Origin of the sequence: Arthrobacter sp. ISL-95 (assembly GCF_018613695.1) — a bacterium.
GTDB lineage: Bacteria > Actinomycetota > Actinomycetes > Actinomycetales > Micrococcaceae > Arthrobacter.
In genome coordinates, this window is the sequence record NZ_JAGGPR010000013.1 from 62,730 (window position 1) to 82,381 (window position 19,652).

The window sequence follows — 19,652 nt, forward strand, 5'->3', positions numbered from 1 at the left end:
GCCCCCTTGGGGTAGCGTGGCACTTATGGCGACCCGTACTACCTCCACGCCACGAGGCAGCTCCAGCAGCAAATCCGGCGGCACAGGCCGGAGCACAGCCGCATCCAAAACCAGCGCATCCGCCAGTAAAAGCGGTCGAGGCAGCACTGCCCGCACCAAGCAGGCGGCCGCCGTCGAGCCCCAAGCGCCGCTGCCGCTGCGCATGCTGTCAGGTTTCTGGCAGGGGATCGGCCATGTCGTAGGCGCCGGTGTCCGGCGAATCGGCTATGACGTCAGCGATCTCCACCCCGCCGACCGCCGGGATGGCGCAGCCCTGTTCAATCTGGTGTTGGGCATCGCGATCGCCACCTTTGCCTGGTGGGGGCTGACCGGCTGGCTTCCGGACATGGTCTATAGCGTCGTCAACGGCACCTTCGGATGGATGTCCCTCATCCTGCCGTTCATGCTGTTCGTCTGCGCTTTCCGTCTCTTCCGCAAGCCGCAGGACGGACGCGGCAACAACCGGGTGGGCATCGGCTTCATGATCATGACCTTGGCCGGCTCCGGCCTGGCCCATGTCATCGGCGGCCTGCCCACCGTTGCGGACGGTTTCGACGGCTTGCGCAAGGCCGGCGGAATGCTGGGCTTCCTGGCAGCTGCTCCCTTGGCTGCGATCCACGTAGCTGTGCCCATTGTTTTGTACGGGCTGCTGGCGTTTGTGTCCCTGTTGATCGTCACAGCCACGCCGTTCGGTGCCATCCCGTCCCGCATCCGGGGCGCCTACGAGCACCTCATGGGCGTCGACCTCATGGACGAGTCCGGCAAGGACGCCCATGACCGCAGCTACCTCTACGAAAATGAGGCCGCCGCCAAGCCCAAGAAGAAAAAGCGTATGCGCTTCTTCGGCAAGGACGAGGAACCTGACACCAGCTTGGAAGGCTACGTCGGTGACGAGGCTTTCGAGCACGCTATTGTGGACGACGACGAAAATCCGGATGCGTCTGCACCACGGGTTCCGCCGGGCGTGCGTCGTCCAACACAGGCGGAAATTGCTGTCGAGAAGATCAAGGCCGCCCAAGGCCTGGGAACAACCCCCGGGATCGAGAACCCCACCGAAGCCATCCCGATCCTTACCCCTGAGATGCCCGCACCCGCACCTCCGGTTGCGCAGGTTCCGGCGAAACCTGCGGGAGCACCCCTCCCGCAAACGCCCATCCCGCAGCGTACAGAGCAACTGTCCTTGGCGGGCGACGTCACCTACACCTTGCCGGCCTCGGACTACCTGACGCCGGGCTCCATTCCCAAGGAGCGGACGGAAGCCAATGACGCCGTCGTCGCCGCCCTGACGGACACCCTCACGCAGTTCAACGTAGAGGCCGCTGTGACGGGCTTCAGCCGAGGTCCCACGGTGACGCGCTATGAGATCGAGCTGTCACCGGGTACCAAGGTGGAGCGCGTCACCGCTTTGTCCAAGAACATCTCTTATGCCGTGGCATCGAGCGATGTGCGGATACTGAGCCCTATCCCCGGCAAATCAGCCATCGGCATTGAGATCCCCAATACGGACCGTGAAACTGTGTCCCTTGGCGATGTGCTGCGGAGCCAGAATGCGCGCCGGACGGACCACCCGATGGTCATGGGTGTCGGCAAGGACGTCGAGGGAGGTTACGTCGTAGCCAATCTCGCCAAGATGCCCCACTTGCTCGTCGCCGGCGCCACCGGCGCTGGTAAGTCCAGCTTCGTGAACTCCATGATCACCTCAATCCTCATGCGCGCCACGCCGGATGAGGTACGGATGGTCATGGTGGACCCCAAACGCGTGGAACTCACGGCCTACGAGGGCGTCCCGCACCTCATCACGCCCATCATCACCAACCCCAAAAAAGCTGCTGAGGCCCTGCAGTGGGTTGTTCGGGAGATGGACGCCCGTTACGACGACCTCGCCAACTACGGCTACAAGCACATTGACGACTTCAACAAAGCGGTCAGGGTAGGCAAAGTTGTGCCGCCTGTGGACTCCAAGCGCGTCATCAAGCCCTACCCATACCTGTTGGTGATCGTTGACGAACTCGCAGACCTCATGATGGTTGCGCCGCGCGACGTCGAAGACTCGATTGTCCGTATCACCCAACTCGCTCGTGCTGCCGGCATCCACTTGGTGTTGGCAACGCAGCGCCCATCCGTGGACGTCGTGACCGGCCTGATCAAGGCGAACGTTCCATCCCGCATGGCGTTTGCGACATCGTCCGTGACGGACTCCCGTGTTGTGCTGGACCAGCCGGGCGCCGAAAAGTTGATCGGACAAGGCGATGCACTGTTCCTTCCGATGGGAGCTTCGAAGGCCATGCGTGTCCAAGGTGCCTGGGTTACGGAGTCGGAGATCCATCAGGTTGTGGAGCATGTCAAGGGGCAGTTGCAGGCCGTCTACCGTGACGACGTCGCTGCCGAGGCGCCCAAGAAGCAGATCGATGACGACATCGGCGACGACCTCGAAGTCCTGCTCCAGGCAACGGAGCTTGTGGTGACCACGCAGTTCGGTTCAACGTCCATGCTTCAGCGAAAGCTTCGAGTCGGCTTTGCCAAGGCGGGACGTCTCATGGACCTGTTGGAATCCCGCGGAGTTGTGGGTCCTTCGGAGGGTTCGAAGGCCCGCGATGTCCTGGTCAAGCCTGATGACCTCGCTGCCGTTCTAGCCGCGATGAAGGGTCAGGAGTCACCGGCTGCGCCCGACGCCCACACGGCGGCACTGAGCGATAACGCGAACTCGAACATCGCCGTCGGCGGTTACGCCGAGGACCTCGTTCAGGCGGACCTGGACAACCGCACGCAAGCCATTGAATATCACGACGGCGCCGATGTCCCGAATGATGATCAAGAGGGTGGCGAGGACGCCTGGTCCCTCACGGGAAGGTAGCCCCAAAGAGGGTAGCCTTGTGGGGTGACTAAAGCCGAGGGTGATAACGCGACTTCCAGCAGCTCCGACATCTGGAACCTGCCCAACATCCTCACAATGCTCCGCATCGCCCTGGTTCCGTTCTTCATATGGTTCCTTGTTGCCGACGACGGCCAGTACGGTATCTGGCGCTGGGCGGCCGTAGTGGTTTTCGCCGTCGCCATCTATACGGACAAGCTCGACGGCGACATCGCCAGGGCGAGGGGCCTGATCACCAATTTCGGTAAGATCGCAGACCCCATCGCCGACAAACTGCTGATCGGTTCCGCGCTCGTTCTGCTGTCCATCCTGGGAGAGTTGCCCTGGTGGGTGACCATCCTCATCCTCGTCCGGGAGTGGGGGATCACAGCCCTCCGGTTCGTCGTCATCAGGTACGGCGTCATGCCGGCCTCCCGGGGTGGCAAGCTGAAAACAGTAATCCAAACCGTGGCCATCTTCCTCTACATCCTTCCGCTGAAGGCGTTCGCTCCCTGGCTGGGTGACGTCGCCTTCTGGGTCATGATGCTGGCTTTTGCCATTACTCTGTGGACCGGAGTGGAGTATGTGGTCCAGGCCCTTAAACTGCGCGCGGCCGGGCGGCGTGCATGACGAAAAATGAAGGCGCATCCGCAGCCGCGCAGACATCCACGGCTGCGGTCGCTATCGCCATCGGGAACAAACTCACGGTAGCCACGGCTGAGTCACTGACAGCCGGAATGGTTGCTGCAACGCTGGCCAACACGCCGGGCGCCTCCGGAATGCTGCAGGGCGGTGTGGTTGCCTACCAGAATTCGGTGAAGGCCGGCGTTCTGGGCGTTTCGCAGGAGCTGCTTGACGCTGTGGGATCCGTTGACGGGCAAGTGGCGGAAGCAATGGCCGATGGCGCCCGGAGGGTCTGCGGGGCCGACCTCGGGATCTCCACCACGGGTGTGGCGGGACCCGATCCGCACGACGGCAAAGCAGTAGGAACGGTGTTCATTGGAATTGCCGGTAAATCCGGAACCGAGTCGTTTGAATACAGGTTTTCGGGGGACAGGCATTCCATCAGGGAGCAAGCCTGCGAGGCGGCTGTGGCGCGTCTGCTTGCTGCGTTGAGTGACGTTGGTTACCGTTCGTAAAGTAGTCGGGAACAAAAACTGATTGCCAATAGTTGTGTCATTGTGTCGCTTCGGAAGAGCCGGGGCGCCTAGGATGTAAAAACCAACCCGGTCCGCCAGTCAGCGAACCGGATGAATGAGGGAGCAAGGCGATACAGATGGTAAAGCAGCCCGTATCCGTAAACGGCGTTGTCCGCTGGAAGGATGTGGGCTTGGCTGATCAGACACAGAGCGAACAGAAGGAGCGCAAAATGGTTGTACTACGCCACGAGATCGGTGATGTACTGCGCGATGTCCGCCAGCGTCAGGGCCGTACCCTCCGCGAGGTTTCGCACAGCGCCCGCGTTTCACTCGGCTACTTGAGTGAAGTTGAACGCGGCCAAAAGGAGGCTTCTTCCGAGCTCCTGTCTTCTATCTGCACAGCCCTGGATGTTCCGCTGTCCCACATGCTTCGCGAAGTCAGCGATCGCGTGGCCGTCGCAGAAGGTGTTGCAGTTCCGGACACTGTTCCGCAGGAATTCTCCCAGCGTTATGGTCGCGATCTGGACCTCACGGACGACTTCCCGCAGGGAATGCTCTCCGGAGCCCGGTAACCGTTTCGCCAGAATCATGGAAAAGGTCCCCAGCCTGAGGCTGGGGACCTTTTTCGTTGAATGCGCGGGTCGTCCAATGGGCTGGATGCTGCTCAGACGGCCTCGGATTTGGCCTCGACGTCGATTTCCGGATCCTTCACGTTGAGGACGCCATCGCCGTAGATGGCGTTAAGGCGGCCCATGTAGTCAGCGAGCGTTTGGACGTCTTCCAGCGGCCATTCGCCGAGACGTTCACGGAATACCTGCCTCCGAGCGTCCTGAACCTGGTGCATCTTCTCTTCGCCCTTATCCGTCAACCGGATGGATTGGGCCCTGCCGTCCTGCGGGTCCGCCTCCTTGTAAACAAGGCCGATTCTCTCCAGGAAAGCGATCTGACGGCTCACGGAAGGCTTGCCCACCCCAATGCAGGTGGCAAGGTCAGTGAGTCGGATGGGCCCTTCCCTGCGGATGACGGTAAGGAGCCCGTAGGCGGCCGGTTCCATGTCCGGATGGACCTGCCGTGACAATTGATGGGAGATCGAACGGGCGCGGCGCCAGAGCAGGCTCAGCTGGTGTTCCACCTGCTGGAGGGCGTCGTCCACGGAATCGCCTGGCACGGCCGGACCGGGGGTGCTCTGGAGAGGATTGCTCATGGCAACCATTCTAGAGTCCGGCGTCATGAGAGACTCTATCGGTGAGGGCAAGTGACTTTTGGCGATTAATGGACGACGAATTCGGGGCAGGCTACTCCCGGGTCCTGGCCAACTCCCTGGTACTCGCCGGTGTAGGTGGACGGACCGCGGTCGAGGCATTGGCCTCCGGTTATCAGCCGCGAGAGGTGTGGTTGGCCATGTGCGAAGTTCAGGACGTTCCTCCTGAGCGAAGGCTGGGCAGGGACATCAAGCCGGCGGCCAACTAAGCGCCGGCACTCGATGGCGGGCGCCCGCGTTGGGACACGCCGATGCTTTGTTCGAATATCTGTTCGGATGGGGATATGCTCCTGTGAGAGGAAAATTGATCCTGAAGGACGCATTCCAGAGCTTCCGGCGGACCCGGTTTATCCACATAGCCACTGCCGGCTACTAAAAATGTCAGTGCACCGTAATAACGTCTGACATGACAGGAAAGCGGCCCTTCGGGCCACTCCACAGCGAGAAAGCATCAGAGGTGTGAACCATGGCGGCAACCCCGGATCGTGAGAAGGCGCTCGAAGCAGCGCTTGCCCAGATCGACAAGCAGTTCGGCAAAGGCTCCATCATGCGCCTGGGTGATGACACCCGCGCACCAATTGAGGTCATTCCCACCGGCTCCATTGCACTGGATGTCGCCCTTGGTATTGGGGGCTTGCCCCGAGGCCGCGTGGTGGAAATCTATGGCCCGGAATCATCGGGTAAGACCACCGTGGCACTTCACGCCGTAGCCAGCGCACAGCGCGCCGGCGGTATCGCGGCCTTCATCGACGCTGAACACGCGCTTGACCCTGATTACGCCGCCAAGCTTGGCGTGGACACGGATGCACTCTTGGTCTCCCAGCCGGACACCGGTGAGCAGGCCCTGGAGATCATGGACATGCTGGTGGGTTCCGGCTCGCTGGACATCGTGGTCATCGACTCCGTGGCCGCCCTGGTGCCTCGCGCTGAAATCGAAGGCGAAATGGGCGACTCCCACGTTGGCCTCCAGGCCAGGCTCATGAGCCAGGCACTGCGTAAGATCACCGGCCGCCTCAGCCAGACCAAGACCACCGCCATCTTCATCAACCAGTTGCGTGAAAAGATCGGCGTGTTCTTTGGATCCCCGGAAACCACTACAGGTGGTAAGGCGCTGAAATTCTACGCGTCAGTGCGCATCGACGTTCGCCGCATCCAGACCCTGAAGGAAGGTGCGGACTCCGTCGGTAACCGCACCAAGGCAAAGATCGTCAAGAACAAGATGGCTCCGCCCTTCAAGATCGCTGAGTTCGACATCATCTACGGCCAGGGCATCTCCCGCGAGGGCGGCATCATTGACATGGGTGTGGAGCACGGCATCATCAAGAAGTCGGGCTCGTGGTTTACCTACGACGGCGATCAACTGGGCCAGGGCATGGAGAACTCGCGTCGCTTCCTGCGCGACAATCCAGAACTCGCCCAGGAATTGGAACGTCTGATCAAGGAAAAGCTCGGTGTGGGCGTCGCCAAGGTCGAAGAGGATTCCCCGAAGCTGAAGGCCGTTGACGGCTAGAAGAGGGCCGGCCGCGGATTCTTCGATAGCGGCCGATCCCGAACCTGATCCTGAATCCGTGGCGCGGGCCATCGTCTTGAGACAGTTGACGATGGCGCCGCGGAGTCGGCTGCAGTTGTCACGGAAGCTCGCGGAGCGGAATGTTCCCGAGGACGTGGCTGAGGCAGTCCTGGATCGCTTCGAAGAAGTTCAGCTGATCGATGATGCTGAGTTTGCCAGGATGTGGGTCCGGAGCCGCTCGCAAAGCAAAAAGCTTGCAAAAGGCGCCATCCGTCGCGAACTGGCGGACAAAGGCATCGAGCTGGATGCGGCTGAAGAAGCCCTATCGCAGCTGAGCGACGAAGATGAGGAATCGGCTGCTCGGGAGCTGGTTCAGCGTAAGCTGCGGCCCAGTATGGACCTGACCGATCGGGCTGAGCGGGACAAGTACACCCGCCGGCTGGCGTCGATGCTGGCACGTAAGGGTTACGCCCCCTCCATGGCGTTCAGGATCGTCGGTGAGGTGCTGGCAGAAGCCGGTACCCTTGAGTAGTGAGTTTGACCATTCCCTCCCCATCAGCTGCCACCTCTCCTTCTGTTGACCCCCAAACTACTGCAGAGCCACGGACCTATCAGGTTCGGACTTTCGGCTGCCAGATGAACGTCCATGATTCAGAGCGCATGGCGGGACTTCTCGAAGAAGCCGGTTATGTGCCCGCTGATGGCGAGGTGGCGGATGTCGTGGTGTTCAACACCTGTGCTGTTCGTGAGAATGCAGACAACAAACTCTACGGAAACCTCGGACAGCTACGGGAGGTCAAAGAGGCGAACCCTTCAATGCAGATTGCTGTTGGCGGTTGCCTGGCCCAGAAGGACCGCGAAACCATCGTCAAGAAGGCGCCGTGGGTTGACGCCGTGTTTGGTACACACAACGTGGGGGCACTGCCGGCCCTGCTGAACCGTGCCCGGCATAACAATGAAGCACAGCTGGAGATTCTCGAATCCCTGGATGTTTTTCCTTCAACGCTCCCCACCAAGCGTGACTCCGTGTACGCGGGGTGGGTTTCGATCTCCGTGGGTTGCAATAACACCTGCACCTTCTGCATTGTGCCTTCGCTTCGTGGCAAGGAGAAAGACCGGCGCCCCGGGGAAATCCTGTCGGAAATCCAGGCGCTCGTGGATGACGGAGCTGTTGAAGTGACGCTGCTGGGCCAGAACGTGAATTCCTACGGTGTGGAATTCGGCGACCGCCAGGCATTTTCCAAACTCCTGCGGGCTTGCGGAGAAATCGAAGGGTTGGAACGCGTTCGTTTCACCAGCCCGCACCCCGCAGCTTTCACCGACGATGTTATTGATGCCATGGCTGAGACACATAACGCCATGCCCCAGTTGCACATGCCGTTGCAGTCCGGCTCGGACAAGGTGCTCAAGGACATGCGCCGCTCTTACCGTTCCAGCAAGTTCCTGGGAATTCTGGACAAGGTGCGCGAACGCATTCCCCATGCCGCCATCACAACTGACATCATTGTTGGCTTCCCGGGCGAAACCGAAGAAGATTTCCAAGCGACCCTGGACGTTGTGGAGAAGTCGCGGTTCGCCTCCGCCTTTACCTTCCAGTACTCCAAGCGGCCCGGCACGCCGGCTGCTGACCTGCCGGAGCAACTCCCCAAGGCCGTAGTGCAGGAGCGTTACGAACGCCTCACGGCGCTGCAGGACCGTATAGCTGGAGAAGAAAACGCCAAGCAGTTGGGACGCAAAGTGGAGGTCCTGGTCACCGCGCAGTCAGGACGGAAAGCCCGCGAAACGCATCGGTTGTCCGGCCGATCCAAGGACCAAAGGCTGGTGCACTTCTCCGTGCCGGACGGTGCTGAGGCTCCGCGGCCGGGTGACTTCGTCACCGTCACCATTACCGAGGCCGCAGCGTTCCACCTCGTAGCTGATCCGGAAACTCCGGAGGATTACGTTATGCGCCGCTCCCGTGCAGGCGATGCTTGGGATCGCTCACAGGCTGATTCCTGTGGCATTCCGGCAGCAGGGGCGGCGCCAGGCAAGACGGGTGTGTCGTTGGGCATGCCGTCGTTGCCTGTTCGTCGCGCCTAGGGCCGGACCACGGAATCACATGTCGGTCACCAGTCAGGAACTTCCGCAGTCTGTCATAGCAGTTGTTGGTCCCACAGGTTCAGGTAAGTCGGATCTGGGGGTCAACCTGGCACTGGCATTGAACGGTGAAGTGATCAATGCCGACGCCCTGCAGTTCTACCGTGGCATGGATATCGGAACGGCAAAGATCACCGTGGATGAGCGTAGAGGTGTCCCGCACCACCTGCTGGACATCATGGATGTCACCCAGGAAGCCAGCGTTGCCGACTTCCAACATGAATGCCGTGCAGCCATCGCTGATATCCACTCGCGGGGAAAGCGCGCCATCCTTGTGGGCGGTTCCGGGCTGTACGTGCGCGCCGCCCTGGACATCCTTGAATTTCCGGGAACTGATCCCGATCTCCGTAAGCTTCTGGAAAAGGAGTGCGAAACGCAGGGGCTGGCGCCGTTGAGGGCCCGTCTCGAGGAAGTGGATCCGGTTTCGGCGGCCCGTCTTGGAGACGCCCGCCGCGTGATCAGGGCCCTGGAGGTACACGGTCTCACCGGCCGTCCCTTTAGCTCATTCATGCCGCAACGTGAGTACTTCCAGCCCGCACTACAGATCGGGCTGGAAGTGGATCGGGAGCAATTGAGGGAACGCCTGGCGTTGAGGGTGCACCGGATGGTGGAGGGAGGTCTCCTGCAGGAAGTTGAACGGCTCGACGCCTTGGGACTGCGGAGGGGCAAGACGGCATCGCGTGCTTTGGGGTACGCCCAATTCCTGAAGGTTCTGGACGGGGAGATGACAGCGGATGCTGCCGCCGCGGAAACCATCGTGGCTACCCGGCAGTTTGCGCGGCGCCAACTGACGTGGTTCAGGGCAGATCCACGGATCACGTGGCTCGACTGGCAGGATCCGGAGCTCGCGGCCAGGGCGGTCGAAGCCGTCCTGGCGGCCGAAAAGTAGCCCACGCAATTTCTGGCCGAACAGGCGTGGCGGGTAGCCTAGGTCCATGGATCAAACCGACGCAGTTCCCGCCCGGAAGCCCGCAAATACGGACGCTCCCGTGACACTTTCCAGCCTTGCCGGTCTGGCTTTCTCAAAGGGCCACGGAACGGGCAACGACTTTGTCCTGATAGCTGATCCAGGCGACGCCCATGAGATCACTGCGGAGCACGTGGCTCAGCTGTGCGACCGCCATGTGGGCATCGGTGGCGACGGCCTCATCCGGGCAGTCCCGTCCCGCTTTCTCCCTGAGGGCCGCGTTGCACTGGAGCAGGATCCCAAAGCGGAGTGGTTCATGGATTACCGCAACGGTGACGGTTCGCTCTCGGAAATGTGCGGCAATGGGGTGCGCGTCTTCGTCCATTTCCTGATCGCCGAGGGACTGGTGGACCTGGGACCCGGGCAGACACTTGCTATTGGAACCCGCGGCGGCGTGAAGAAGGTGGTACGCACAGCCAACGGGTATGCCGTGGATATGGGCCCGTGGGAGTTCATCTTCCCGGACGAAGCCAAGAGCAAGGCCATGGATGCGCTGGTCAGTGCCGACGGCCTGGAAGTGGCAAGGCCTGGCCTCTCAGTTAGCATGGGCAATCCGCACACGGTAGTTGCACTTGCCGAACTCAGCGAGCTCTCAGCCACACAGCTGTTCAAAGTCCCCGTAGTGGATCCCAAACCGGTTAATGGGACCAACGTCGAGTTCGTGGTTCCCGCCGAGCCTTTGGTGGAGGACGGCGTAGGAACCATCACCATGCGCGTTCATGAGCGTGGCGTGGGGGAGACGCAGTCCTGCGGCACCGGCGCGTGCGCTGCCGCCGTCGCAATCCGTCACTGGGCCGGTGATGCGGCTCCCAACGACTGGCACGTCAACGTACCGGGCGGCGTCGTGGCTGTGAAGTTCTTCCCGGGCGCGGGAGGACGCGAGCACGTAGAACTCAGCGGGCCCGCCGTGATCGTGGCTACAGGGACGCTTTCCTGACCCGGATGATCCTGAACGTCTTGGATGTGCTTTCACGGGAGACGGTGTAAGCGCTGTCCAGCTCGGAAGCGAGCCACCGCTGGAGCGAGTCCGAGCCCAGGTTCTTCTGAACAACCAACCAGGCGCTGCCACCCGGCGCCAGCCGGGGCAGCCACGTCAGCAGCAGCGAGTGGAGCTCATCCTTGCCGATCCGGATGGGCGGGTTGGACCAGATGGTGTCGAATTCGACGGCGGGATCTACCTCATGCGGGAGGCTGGCGGTGACGTTGGTGAGGCCGAGCGCCGCGGCGTTCTCGTTGGTCAACGTGATGCAACGCTCATTTACGTCTACGGCATGAACATGAGCATGAGGCGCCATCAGGCCCAAGGTGAGGGCAATCGGACCCCAGCCGCATCCGATGTCCAGCAGGTGACCCTTCGGCGACGGCGGGGGAACTTCGGCGAACAGTACCGCCGTGCCTTTGTCTATGCCGTCCGGGCTGAAGATACCCGATGAGGTCTGCAGCCGGCGCGTGGCTCCAGCAAGTTCCACTGCTAGTGGCTTGCGTGTGAATGGTCCGGCCGGTTGGGCGCTGAAATAGTGTGCAGACTCCATAATTTGCCAGATTAGTTGGCTATCGTCGGCTTGGGAAACCGCCTCCTGTGGAAGTGCGTTTGACAGCGGCTGCTAAAGTGGAGTGCATGTTCTTGATCTTTGAGTAATCAGCCCGGACGCCTGAGCCATCAGGCGTTTCACGGCACCGCCCGCGACGCAGGCCCGGTAAGGCATTTTGCCCGTCCCGGCCATTCCGCACGGCAGGTCCCTCAGGCTTAGTCCGTTGACTCCTTTTTGGAGCCGGACACTTTGAAGATCCCGCTTGATTGTTCGCAGTGGACCGCAGTTTTGTAAGCGGCCCTTTATTGCCACCGGCGAAGCATCCTCGGCCCAAGGACCCTCCCGCGGATTCCATCACGCCACTTTTACAACAGCCGCCTCCCGGATGAGGGGTGGCCGTTCAGCACACAGGAGGCCCTTTTGGCCGATGCCCGTCAGCCCAGCGCGAATAGCGCCCCATCGAGCAGCAAACAGCACTATTCTGGAATTGCCGAACAGTCTAAGGAGACCATGACCACCCAGAAGCACTCCGGATCCGATTCCGACGCCCAGGACATGAGTCCTGAACAAATCCAGGCCGTGATCGACCGGATTCTTTCCAAAGATGTACCTGCGCAGGCATCCGACGACAACGACGCCAACGGTGTGTTCGGCAAGGCGCAGGCGATTTCCACGCTGGACCAGGAACACAGCATTTACGACGGCGACCAGGAAGACCTGGCCGAACGCCGCGCCCTACGGCGTACCGCGGGATTGTCCACCGAGCTTGAGGACGTCACCGAGGTTGAATACCGGCAGTTGCGCCTTGAACGCGTTGTACTGGCGGGCCTTTGGACCGAGGGGACTCTTGCCGATGCGGAGAACTCCCTCCGCGAGCTCGCCGCACTTGCCGAGACTGCTGGATCCGAGGTGCTGGACGGCTTGGTTCAGCGCCGGCAGAAACCGGACCCCGGGACCTTCCTTGGATCCGGTAAGGCCCAGGAGCTCAAGGACATCGTTGCCGCCACCGGCGCAGACACCGTGGTGGTGGATACCGAGCTCGCGCCATCGCAGCGACGCGGCCTTGAGGACATCGTGAAGGTCAAGGTCGTTGACCGCACAACACTGATCCTGGACATCTTTGCCCAGCACGCCAAGAGCCGCGAAGGCAAGGCGCAGGTTGAGCTCGCACAGCTCGAATACCTGCTTCCAAGGCTTCGTGGTTGGGGTGACTCCATGTCCCGCCAGGCTGGTGGCCAGGTGGGTGGAGCAGGCGCTGGCATGGGCTCGCGTGGTCCCGGTGAGACCAAGATCGAGCTCGATCGGCGTCGAATCCGCACCCGTATGGCCAAGCTGCGTCGCGAAATCGCCGCTATGAAGCCTGCACGTGAGACCAAGAGGGCCAACCGCCGTCGTAACGCTGTTCCTTCCGTGGCTATCGCCGGGTACACCAACGCCGGTAAGTCGTCCCTCCTGAACCGCCTCACGGACGCCGGAGTCCTGGTGGAGAACGCGCTGTTCGCCACCCTCGATCCCACCGTCCGCAAGGCCCAAACGCCGGACGGCATCGGATACACCCTTGCGGACACTGTTGGCTTCGTTCGCTCACTGCCTACCCAACTGATTGAGGCTTTCCGGTCCACGTTGGAGGAAGTAGCGGACGCAGACCTGATTCTCCACGTTGTAGATGCATCTCACCCCGATCCTGAGGGTCAGATTGCAGCGGTCAGGTCCGTCTTCACTGAAGTGGATGCCCGCAAGGTTCCCGAGATCATCGTCCTCAACAAGGTTGATGTAGCGGATCCCTTCGTGGTGGAGCGCCTTAAGCAGAAGGAACCCCGCCACGCGGTGGTGTCAACCCGCACGGGGCAGGGCATCACGGAACTTCTGGAAGACATCAGCCGGTCCATTCCCAGGCCTGGTGTGCGTCTTGAACTGCTCATTCCCTACGAGCGCGGGGAAATGATCAACAAGCTGCACAATTCCGATTCGGAAATCCTCAGCCTTGAGCATGAGGAGAACGGTACCCGCGTAGTTGTCATGGTGCGCGAAGGTCTGGCCGCCGAGCTGGAGTCATTCGTCAGTAATGGTTGAGAAGGTGGCGGCGGACGTCGTCGAGTCGGTGGGGGAGAAGGCCACCCTCGAGTTGCTGGATCGGGCTGTTGCCGGCATGGGCGGACAAAGCCGTGCCGGCCAGCACGAAATGGCCAAGCATGTCACCCGGGCCATAGAAACCGGGGAGCATCTGCTGGTCCAGGCGGGAACGGGAACGGGTAAGTCCTTGGCGTACCTGATTCCGTTGATCGCTCATTCCATGGACAGCGACAAACCGACGCTGGTGTCCACCGCCACCTTGGCGCTCCAAACACAGATCGTGGGGAGGGACCTGCCACGTCTGCTGGAGACCATCAACCCTGCCCTTGAGCGCCCCGTCAATGTGGCGCTGGTCAAGGGCAGGGCCAATTACGTCTGCCGGCAGAAGCTCGACGGCGGGTTCCCCAGCGAAGAGCCCTCCGAGGGACAGCTGTTCTCCCTGGGGGAGGACACCAGCGTCCCCCACTTCGCCGCCTCCATGGGTGGGCCACAATCCCAGTTGGGTAAGGAAGTGGTACGCCTCCGGGAATGGGCGGAGAAGACCGCTACGGGAGACCGCGACGAGCTCATGCCTGGCGTCACTGACAGAGCCTGGCGGCAAGTATCCGTGACGTCCATGGAGTGCCTGGGCGCCCAGAAGTGCCCCGTTGCAGAAGAGTGCTTCAGCGAGCTGGCACGTTCAAGGGCTGGTGAGGCCGACGTCGTGGTCACCAACCACGCCATGCTGGCCGTCAGCGCCTTTGAAGGCCTGGCTGTCTTGCCCGAGTACGACGTCGTAGTGGTGGATGAGGCCCACGAGCTTCAGGACAGGGTAACCGGTGCCGTCTCAGGGCAGTTGTCCGTTGCCATGGTCCACGCCGCGGCATCGAGTGCCCGCAAACACACCGCCATCACCGTCGATGCCCTCAACGCCGCTGCGGACCGCTTGGACATGGCTATAGCCGGCGTGCCCAACGGCTTGTTGGCCAACGGCCTCAACGACGAACAGCTCGACTGCCTGGACCAGTTGCGGGACGCCACACGCGCTGCACTGTCAGATTCGAAAACGGATTCCTCAAACGCAGTGGACGGCGGACGGCAGCTGGCCCGTTCACGGCTCATGCTCATCCTGGAACTGTGCGAGCGGATGCTGGCCGCCAAGGAGAACCGCGAAGTGGTTTGGTTCTCCCGGAACAGCACCTTCGACCCCCAGCAGGGCTACTCGCAACCGGACGAGACGGCACCTGCTTTGATCAACATCGCTCCGCTCAGTGTTGCAGGACGGCTTCGTGAGGGACTCTTTGCCGGCCACACCGTGGTGCTGACCTCCGCCACACTGGCGATCGGCGCGGCCTTCGAGCCGGCGGCAGGTGGTCTGGGCCTCATTGGAGACGGCGCACCAAGCTGGACCGGGATTGATGTCGGATCACCCTTCGACTATCCCAAGCAGGGTGTCTTGTACGTGGCAAAGCACCTGCCCAAGCCAGGCCGCGGTACCTCGCCCGAGGCGCTGGATGAGCTGGAAGACCTCATCCGCGCATCCGGCGGCGGAGCGCTTTGTCTGTTCTCCTCCCGGCGTGCAGCCGAAGAGGCCGCCGATGCCATGCGGCTCCGTCTGGACGTGGACATCCTCTGCCAAGGTGAATCCACCATGGCGGCTCTGGTGAAGCAATTCGCGGATGAGCCCGACACTTGCCTGTTCGGCACCATGTCCCTGTGGCAGGGCGTGGATGTTCCCGGTGGCTCTTGCCGTCTGGTGGTGATTGACCGCATACCCTTCCCGCGTCCAGATGATCCCCTGATGACCGCCCGTTCACGGGCAGTAGCACAATCGGGCGGGAACGGTTTCATGGCAGTCTCAGCCACCCACGCTGCCATCCGGCTCGCTCAGGGCGCAGGCCGCCTGATCCGCTCGACGGGAGACAAAGGGGTTGTAGCGGTGCTCGACTCCAGGCTCTCGACTGAACGCTATGGGGGCTTCCTGCGCGCCGCCCTGCCGCCGTTCTGGGCGACGACGGACCGAACAGTAGTGCGTGGTGTTCTGGAGCGTCTGGGGTCCGGCAAAGCCCCTTAGGGAAAGTTCGTAGGGCGCCTAGAGGGAGCGCAGTACCGAAACGACCTTGCCCATGATGGTGGCTTGATCTCCGAGAATGGGCTCGTACTGGGTGTTCTGCGGAAGCAGCCACGTGTGACCATCCCGCTGCCGGAACGTCTTCACCGTTGCTTCGTCATCCAGCAGGGCGGCAACGATGTCGCCGTTGATGGCATCGTTCTGCCTCCGGACCACAACCCAGTCGCCGTCACAGATAGCGGCATCAATCATCGAATCTCCGGCCACTTTCAGCATGAACAGTTCGCCATGTCCCACAAGTTGCCGGGGGAGTGCAAGGACGTCTTCCACGGTCTGGTCAGCCAGGATCGGACCACCGGCTGCAATGCGGCCCACCAGCGGGACCATGGCGGTATCACTGGCGCTGGCGAGCTCGGTAACGGCAAGGCCACCCGCGCTGCGAAGGCTGGTAGGTGCTTCCACGCCGGGAATGGATCCGCCATCAAGGGTCAGGGGCATGAGGACTTCCATGGCGCGGGGACGCTTGGGATCCCTGCGGAGGTAGCCAAGCTTCTCCAGTTGGGACAACTGGTGGGTAACGCTGGACAAACTGGCCAGACCCACGGTGTCGCCGATTTCACGCATGCTGGGCGGGTAGCCGTTGTCATTGACCGATCGCTGGATGGTCTCCAGGATCTTTTTCTGCCGGACAGTCAGGCTTTTGGGACTCTTTTGAGGCTGTTGGCTCCGCAGGGGTGCCCCGCCGCCGGTGGCTTTCGCTGCCATGTTCGCCAATGCCTTTCCATTCCGCCCGATAAGTGCCCGGGGTTGTGGGGTCTGCAAAAAATGTCAGACCCTCCTGTTCCACTGAAACAGTGCTGTTTCTTCACTCAAACGTAGGGCAGGCACAGGCGTTTATCAAACATTTGTTCTAGCGAGTCTCGACACCGTTCGTTGATAAGTGCTAAAAATGTCATAGCAAGGTTCGAATATGTGTTCTATAAACCCGATGCTGAAGCTGGATGTTCGAACAAAGCGTTCGAACATCCGGGTCCGGCGAGGGGAACACAAAGAATTGGCAGCCAAGCACCGGCACCCCGGAGCCTGGCAATAGCTCAGAAGGGCTCAGCTCATGTCCGCAGTCATTACGTTCGCTGATTTCCGTACTACTCAGGCACCCGCTCGCCTGCGCCTCACCCGACGGGGACGTATCGTCTTCTTCGGCATCCCGGCCATGCTGTTGGTGGCGGCGTTGCTGAGTCTTGCCGGTTTTATCAACTCCCCGGCCAAAGCCGCGGACTCGCAAGCGCAGCTGCGTCCGCCTGTGGCGGTCACCGTCACGGTCCAGCCCGGTCAATCCCTGTGGGGCATCGCCGGCGCAGCTGCTCCGGAGCGGGATCCTCGCGATGTCATTGCCGAAATCATCCAGCTGAACGACCTCCGGGGCGGTCGCATCCTGCCCGGCCAGCAGCTGTTCGTCCCCGCAAACTGACCCGTTCATCAGCTGCAGAAACCAGGGCCTGGGCGTCACAGTTGGTCGGCAGTCCCGGCAGCCCCTTAAACTGGGTTGGTGAGTGACCAGCTGGAGCGACTTGACCGACTTCCCCTTCGGACCAACCTGCGTGGACTGAGCCCCTATGGCGCACCGCAGCTTGATGTCCCCATCCTGCTCAACGTCAACGAGAACACTCATGGCGTCCCCGCGGATGTGCAGGCCGCCATCACCGAGGCTGTCGCTGCTGCGGCCACAGGGCTGAACCGCTATCCGGACCGGGAGTTCACTGAACTTCGTGAGGCCCTTGCCGAGTACCTGGGTCACGGACTCTCGCCGGACAACATCTGGGCCGCCAACGGTTCCAATGAAGTGCTGCAGCAGATCCTCCAGGCATTCGGTGGACCGGGGCGCAGGGCGCTCGGCTTCCCTCCCACGTACTCCATGTACCCCCTGCTCGCCAGTGGCACCGACACTGAGTATGTGCGCGGAGTCCGCGCTGACGACTACGGGCTGGACGCCGAGTCGGCTGCTGCCCAGGTCCGGGAAACCGGCGCCAACATTGTGTTCCTCTGCTCGCCCAACAACCCCACAGGTACGGGGCTGAGCTTGGACGTCGTTGAGGCCGTTTATGAAGCAGGCGAAGCCAGTCAGGCGATTGTGATTGTGGACGAGGCTTATCACGAGTTCGCTCACGACAACACACCAAGCGCCTTGACCCTGTTGCCCGGCCGTGAGCGATTGATCGTCTCGCGGACCATGAGCAAGGCATTTGCCCTTGCCGGTGCAAGGCTCGGTTACATGGCAGCGGCTCCTGAAGTCACGGACGCCATCCGATTGGTTCGCCTGCCGTACCACCTCTCTGCTGTCACTCAGGCAACCGCCCTCGCGGCGCTGACCCACCGCGAAGCCCTTATGGCCGACGTCGAAGACATCAAGATCCAACGCGACCGCATTGTTACTGAGCTGCTGCGCATGGGCCTCAAGCCTGCAGCTTCGGACTCCAACTACGTCTTCTTTGGCGGGCTTGAGGAATCACACGCGATCTGGCAGGGCCTGCTTGACGCCGGCGTGCTGATTCGCGACGTCGGCATCCCTGGGCATTTGCGTGTCACTGCCGGAACCGAGCCGGAAACCAGCGCCTTCCTGCAGGCCCTGGAAGCCCTGCTGGACGGCACCTCACCACAGCGCGCCTAAACTTGTTCCTAGACCCAACCCACCCTCCGTGTATAAGGACGTCCCAATGAGCGAAACCGGCGCCGCGCCGACCGCTGCCCGCACCGCGCGCATGGAGCGCACCACCAGCGAATCTTCGGTCCTGGTGGAGATTAACCTGGACGGTTCAGGTGTCTCGGACATCAGCACCTCGGTTCCGTTCTATGACCACATGCTGACGGCACTGTGCAAGCACTCCCTGATTGACATGACAGTCAAGGCCACTGGGGACACCCACATTGACGCGCACCACACTGTGGAAGACGTCGCCATCACCTTTGGCGAGGTCCTCCGCACGGCCCTGGGCAACAAGGCAGGCATTCGTCGGTTCGGTGAGGCCACGGTTCCTTTGGACGAAGCCTTGGCGCATGCTGTTGTAGATGTCTCCGGTCGTCCCTACCTTGTGCACGGTGGTGAGCCGGCCGGCCAGGAGTACCACCTGATCGGCGGACACTTCACGGGATCGTTGACACGCCACGTTTTTGAAGCCATCACGCTGCACGCCGGAATCTGCCTGCACATGAACGTCCTGGCCGGGCGCGACCCGCACCACATCGTTGAGGCACAGTTCAAGGCCTTTGCTCGCGCGCTGCGTGCAGCGGTTGAGTCCGATCCCCGTGTTGAGGGCATCCCATCTACCAAGGGCGCGCTATGAGCGGCCAGTTTTTGAAGGATGGGGCAGTGGCTGACGCCATCGCATCCGTGAAGCCGGATTCGCCGGAGGGCAAGCCTACCGTTACCGTTCTGGATTATGGATCGGGCAATGTTCGGTCCGCTGTTCGCGCCCTCGAACGGGCGGGCGCCCACGTGGTGCTCAGCTCCAAGCCTGAGGACGTCCTCAATGCTGACGGTCTGGTGGTGCCCGGAGTTGGTGCTTACGAGACGGTCATGAAGGAGCTTAAGTCCGTTGATGCCATCCGCATGATCGGACGTCGGGTTGCCGGTGGGCGTCCGGTGCTGGCCATCTGTGTGGGTTTGCAGGTTCTCTTTGAAGCCGGCGTTGAGCACGGCACGGAATCCGAGGGTATGGCCGAGTGGCCCGGCAAGGTTGAGTTCCTTCCCGCTCCGGTCGTGCCCCACATGGGTTGGAACACCGTGGATGTCCCGGAAGGCTCCAAGCTGTTCGCCGGTGTTGAGAAGGAACGGTTCTACTTTGTGCACTCTTATGGTGTCCAGGAGTGGAACTTCGAAGTCGTGCAGCCCCGGATGGCTCCTCCCATGGTCACTTGGTCCGAGCACGGTGCACGCTTCATTGCTGCGGTGGAGAACGGCCCGCTATGCGCTACTCAGTTCCACCCGGAGAAGTCAGGCGATGCCGGAGCCCGGCTCTTGCGAAACTGGGTGGATAGTCTCCGTAAGCCCGCTTCGGTAGCATCCGGAAGCGGGGCTGCCTAGATGTGGTGGTCGG

Annotated in this window: 19 protein-coding genes; 16 read left to right on the forward strand and 3 right to left on the reverse strand. The window is 61.7% G+C overall.

All coding sequences use genetic code 11. From position 1 onward, the window contains the following. Positions 1–25 precede the first annotated feature (25 nt). The 4 genes from J7I86_RS17075 (at position 26) to J7I86_RS17090 (ending at position 4,601) form a co-directional block, all read left to right on the forward strand. Positions 26–2,893 carry a DNA translocase FtsK gene (locus tag J7I86_RS17075; protein WP_214821715.1) on the forward strand — a complete coding sequence of 956 codons (2,868 nt, stop codon included), beginning with the start codon at positions 26–28 and terminating at the stop codon, positions 2,891–2,893. Positions 2,894–2,917: 24 nt separating this feature from the next. Further along, a complete protein-coding gene (gene pgsA / locus J7I86_RS17080) occupies positions 2,918–3,520 on the forward strand; it encodes a CDP-diacylglycerol--glycerol-3-phosphate 3-phosphatidyltransferase (RefSeq protein WP_214821717.1) in 603 nt (200 codons plus the stop codon). Beyond that, a complete protein-coding gene (locus J7I86_RS17085) occupies positions 3,517–4,029 on the forward strand; it encodes a CinA family protein (RefSeq protein WP_214821718.1) in 513 nt (170 codons plus the stop codon). Before pgsA ends, J7I86_RS17085 begins: the two co-directional genes overlap by 4 nt. A 137-nt stretch (positions 4,030–4,166) precedes the next feature. After that, entirely contained in the window at positions 4,167–4,601 is a 435-nt protein-coding gene (locus J7I86_RS17090; protein WP_024820363.1) for a helix-turn-helix domain-containing protein, read from the forward strand. A gap of 92 nt (positions 4,602–4,693) precedes the next feature. Here J7I86_RS17090 and J7I86_RS17095 read toward each other — a convergent pair whose 3' ends face one another. Beyond that, positions 4,694–5,242: a MarR family winged helix-turn-helix transcriptional regulator gene (locus J7I86_RS17095; RefSeq protein ID WP_214821790.1), complete on the reverse strand. Its 549-nt coding sequence runs from the start codon at positions 5,240–5,242 to the stop codon at positions 4,694–4,696. Between the two features lie 59 nt (positions 5,243–5,301). On the opposite strand from J7I86_RS17095, the gene J7I86_RS17100 reads away from it, so the two are divergent. The 6 genes from J7I86_RS17100 to dapF all read left to right on the forward strand — a co-directional run bounded on the left by J7I86_RS17100 (position 5,302) and on the right by dapF (position 10,840). Beyond that, positions 5,302–5,499 (forward strand): DUF3046 domain-containing protein, encoded by a 198-nt coding sequence (locus J7I86_RS17100; protein WP_286179943.1) that lies wholly within the window; start codon positions 5,302–5,304, stop codon positions 5,497–5,499. Positions 5,500–5,756: 257 nt separating this feature from the next. After that, positions 5,757–6,800 (forward strand): recombinase RecA, encoded by a 1,044-nt coding sequence (gene recA / locus J7I86_RS17105; RefSeq protein ID WP_214821720.1) that lies wholly within the window; start codon positions 5,757–5,759, stop codon positions 6,798–6,800. Between the two features lie 58 nt (positions 6,801–6,858). Continuing rightward, positions 6,859–7,332, forward strand: coding sequence for a regulatory protein RecX (locus J7I86_RS17110; RefSeq protein WP_396019902.1), 474 nt, complete (start codon positions 6,859–6,861; stop codon positions 7,330–7,332). Beyond that, positions 7,332–8,879 carry a tRNA (N6-isopentenyl adenosine(37)-C2)-methylthiotransferase MiaB gene (miaB, locus tag J7I86_RS17115; RefSeq protein ID WP_214821722.1) on the forward strand — a complete coding sequence of 516 codons (1,548 nt, stop codon included), beginning with the start codon at positions 7,332–7,334 and terminating at the stop codon, positions 8,877–8,879. Before J7I86_RS17110 ends, miaB begins: the two co-directional genes overlap by 1 nt. Before the next feature lie 19 nt (positions 8,880–8,898). Beyond that, entirely contained in the window at positions 8,899–9,825 is a 927-nt protein-coding gene (gene miaA, locus J7I86_RS17120) for a tRNA (adenosine(37)-N6)-dimethylallyltransferase MiaA (RefSeq protein WP_214821723.1), read from the forward strand. A gap of 46 nt (positions 9,826–9,871) precedes the next feature. Beyond that, positions 9,872–10,840, forward strand: coding sequence for a diaminopimelate epimerase (dapF, locus tag J7I86_RS17125; protein WP_214821724.1), 969 nt, complete (start codon positions 9,872–9,874; stop codon positions 10,838–10,840). Here dapF and J7I86_RS17130 read toward each other — a convergent pair. Next, a complete protein-coding gene (locus tag J7I86_RS17130; RefSeq protein WP_214821725.1) occupies positions 10,821–11,435 on the reverse strand; it encodes a class I SAM-dependent methyltransferase in 615 nt (204 codons plus the stop codon). The two genes, dapF and J7I86_RS17130, sit on opposite strands and share 20 nt — an antisense overlap. 510 nt (positions 11,436–11,945) lie before the next feature. On the opposite strand from J7I86_RS17130, the gene hflX reads away from it, so the two are divergent. Then, positions 11,946–13,508 (forward strand): GTPase HflX, encoded by a 1,563-nt coding sequence (gene hflX, locus J7I86_RS17135; RefSeq protein WP_214821726.1) that lies wholly within the window; start codon positions 11,946–11,948, stop codon positions 13,506–13,508. Further along, positions 13,501–15,561 carry an ATP-dependent DNA helicase gene (locus tag J7I86_RS17140; protein ID WP_214821727.1) on the forward strand — a complete coding sequence of 687 codons (2,061 nt, stop codon included), beginning with the start codon at positions 13,501–13,503 and terminating at the stop codon, positions 15,559–15,561. Before hflX ends, J7I86_RS17140 begins: the two co-directional genes overlap by 8 nt. A gap of 18 nt (positions 15,562–15,579) precedes the next feature. Here the strand turns inward: J7I86_RS17140 and lexA are convergent, their stop codons facing one another. Continuing rightward, a complete protein-coding gene (gene lexA, locus J7I86_RS17145) occupies positions 15,580–16,323 on the reverse strand; it encodes a transcriptional repressor LexA (RefSeq protein WP_214821728.1) in 744 nt (247 codons plus the stop codon). Positions 16,324–16,669: 346 nt separating this feature from the next. Between lexA and J7I86_RS17150 the strand changes: the two genes are divergently transcribed. The 4 genes from J7I86_RS17150 to hisH all read left to right on the forward strand — a co-directional run bounded on the left by J7I86_RS17150 (position 16,670) and on the right by hisH (position 19,639). Further along, complete coding sequence (locus J7I86_RS17150; RefSeq protein WP_214821729.1) at positions 16,670–17,029, forward strand: LysM peptidoglycan-binding domain-containing protein; 360 nt, start codon at positions 16,670–16,672, stop codon at positions 17,027–17,029. A gap of 78 nt (positions 17,030–17,107) precedes the next feature. Further along, positions 17,108–18,226, forward strand: a complete 1,119-nt coding sequence (locus tag J7I86_RS17155) for a histidinol-phosphate transaminase (RefSeq protein WP_214821730.1) — start codon at positions 17,108–17,110, stop codon at positions 18,224–18,226. A gap of 46 nt (positions 18,227–18,272) precedes the next feature. Next, on the forward strand, positions 18,273–18,899 hold the full coding sequence (gene hisB, locus J7I86_RS17160; protein ID WP_142939621.1) for an imidazoleglycerol-phosphate dehydratase HisB: 627 nt from the start codon (positions 18,273–18,275) through the stop codon (positions 18,897–18,899). Continuing rightward, positions 18,896–19,639 carry an imidazole glycerol phosphate synthase subunit HisH gene (gene hisH, locus J7I86_RS17165; protein WP_214821731.1) on the forward strand — a complete coding sequence of 248 codons (744 nt, stop codon included), beginning with the start codon at positions 18,896–18,898 and terminating at the stop codon, positions 19,637–19,639. The genes hisB and hisH overlap by 4 nt, the downstream gene beginning before the upstream one ends. Positions 19,640–19,652 lie beyond the last annotated feature (13 nt).

Excerpts from the sequence above, each read along its gene's own strand:
- J7I86_RS17075 (WP_214821715.1), top strand. The coding sequence starts at position 26 with ATGGCGACCCGTACTACCTCCACGCCACGAGGCAGCTCCAGCAGCAAA.
- J7I86_RS17085 (WP_214821718.1), top strand. The coding sequence starts at position 3,517 with ATGACGAAAAATGAAGGCGCATCCGCAGCCGCGCAGACATCCACGGCT.
- J7I86_RS17090 (WP_024820363.1), top strand. The coding sequence starts at position 4,167 with ATGGTAAAGCAGCCCGTATCCGTAAACGGCGTTGTCCGCTGGAAGGAT.
- J7I86_RS17095 (WP_214821790.1), bottom strand. The coding sequence starts at position 5,242 with ATGGTTGCCATGAGCAATCCTCTCCAGAGCACCCCCGGTCCGGCCGTG.
- J7I86_RS17100 (WP_286179943.1), top strand. The coding sequence starts at position 5,302 with ATGGACGACGAATTCGGGGCAGGCTACTCCCGGGTCCTGGCCAACTCC.
- recA (WP_214821720.1), top strand. The coding sequence starts at position 5,757 with ATGGCGGCAACCCCGGATCGTGAGAAGGCGCTCGAAGCAGCGCTTGCC.
- miaA (WP_214821723.1), top strand. The coding sequence starts at position 8,899 with ATGTCGGTCACCAGTCAGGAACTTCCGCAGTCTGTCATAGCAGTTGTT.
- dapF (WP_214821724.1), top strand. The coding sequence starts at position 9,872 with ATGGATCAAACCGACGCAGTTCCCGCCCGGAAGCCCGCAAATACGGAC.
- J7I86_RS17130 (WP_214821725.1), bottom strand. The coding sequence starts at position 11,435 with ATGGAGTCTGCACACTATTTCAGCGCCCAACCGGCCGGACCATTCACA.
- hflX (WP_214821726.1), top strand. The coding sequence starts at position 11,946 with ATGACCACCCAGAAGCACTCCGGATCCGATTCCGACGCCCAGGACATG.
- J7I86_RS17140 (WP_214821727.1), top strand. The coding sequence starts at position 13,501 with ATGGTTGAGAAGGTGGCGGCGGACGTCGTCGAGTCGGTGGGGGAGAAG.
- lexA (WP_214821728.1), bottom strand. The coding sequence starts at position 16,323 with ATGGCAGCGAAAGCCACCGGCGGCGGGGCACCCCTGCGGAGCCAACAG.
- J7I86_RS17150 (WP_214821729.1), top strand. The coding sequence starts at position 16,670 with ATGTCCGCAGTCATTACGTTCGCTGATTTCCGTACTACTCAGGCACCC.
- hisB (WP_142939621.1), top strand. The coding sequence starts at position 18,273 with ATGAGCGAAACCGGCGCCGCGCCGACCGCTGCCCGCACCGCGCGCATG.
- hisH (WP_214821731.1), top strand. The coding sequence starts at position 18,896 with ATGAGCGGCCAGTTTTTGAAGGATGGGGCAGTGGCTGACGCCATCGCA.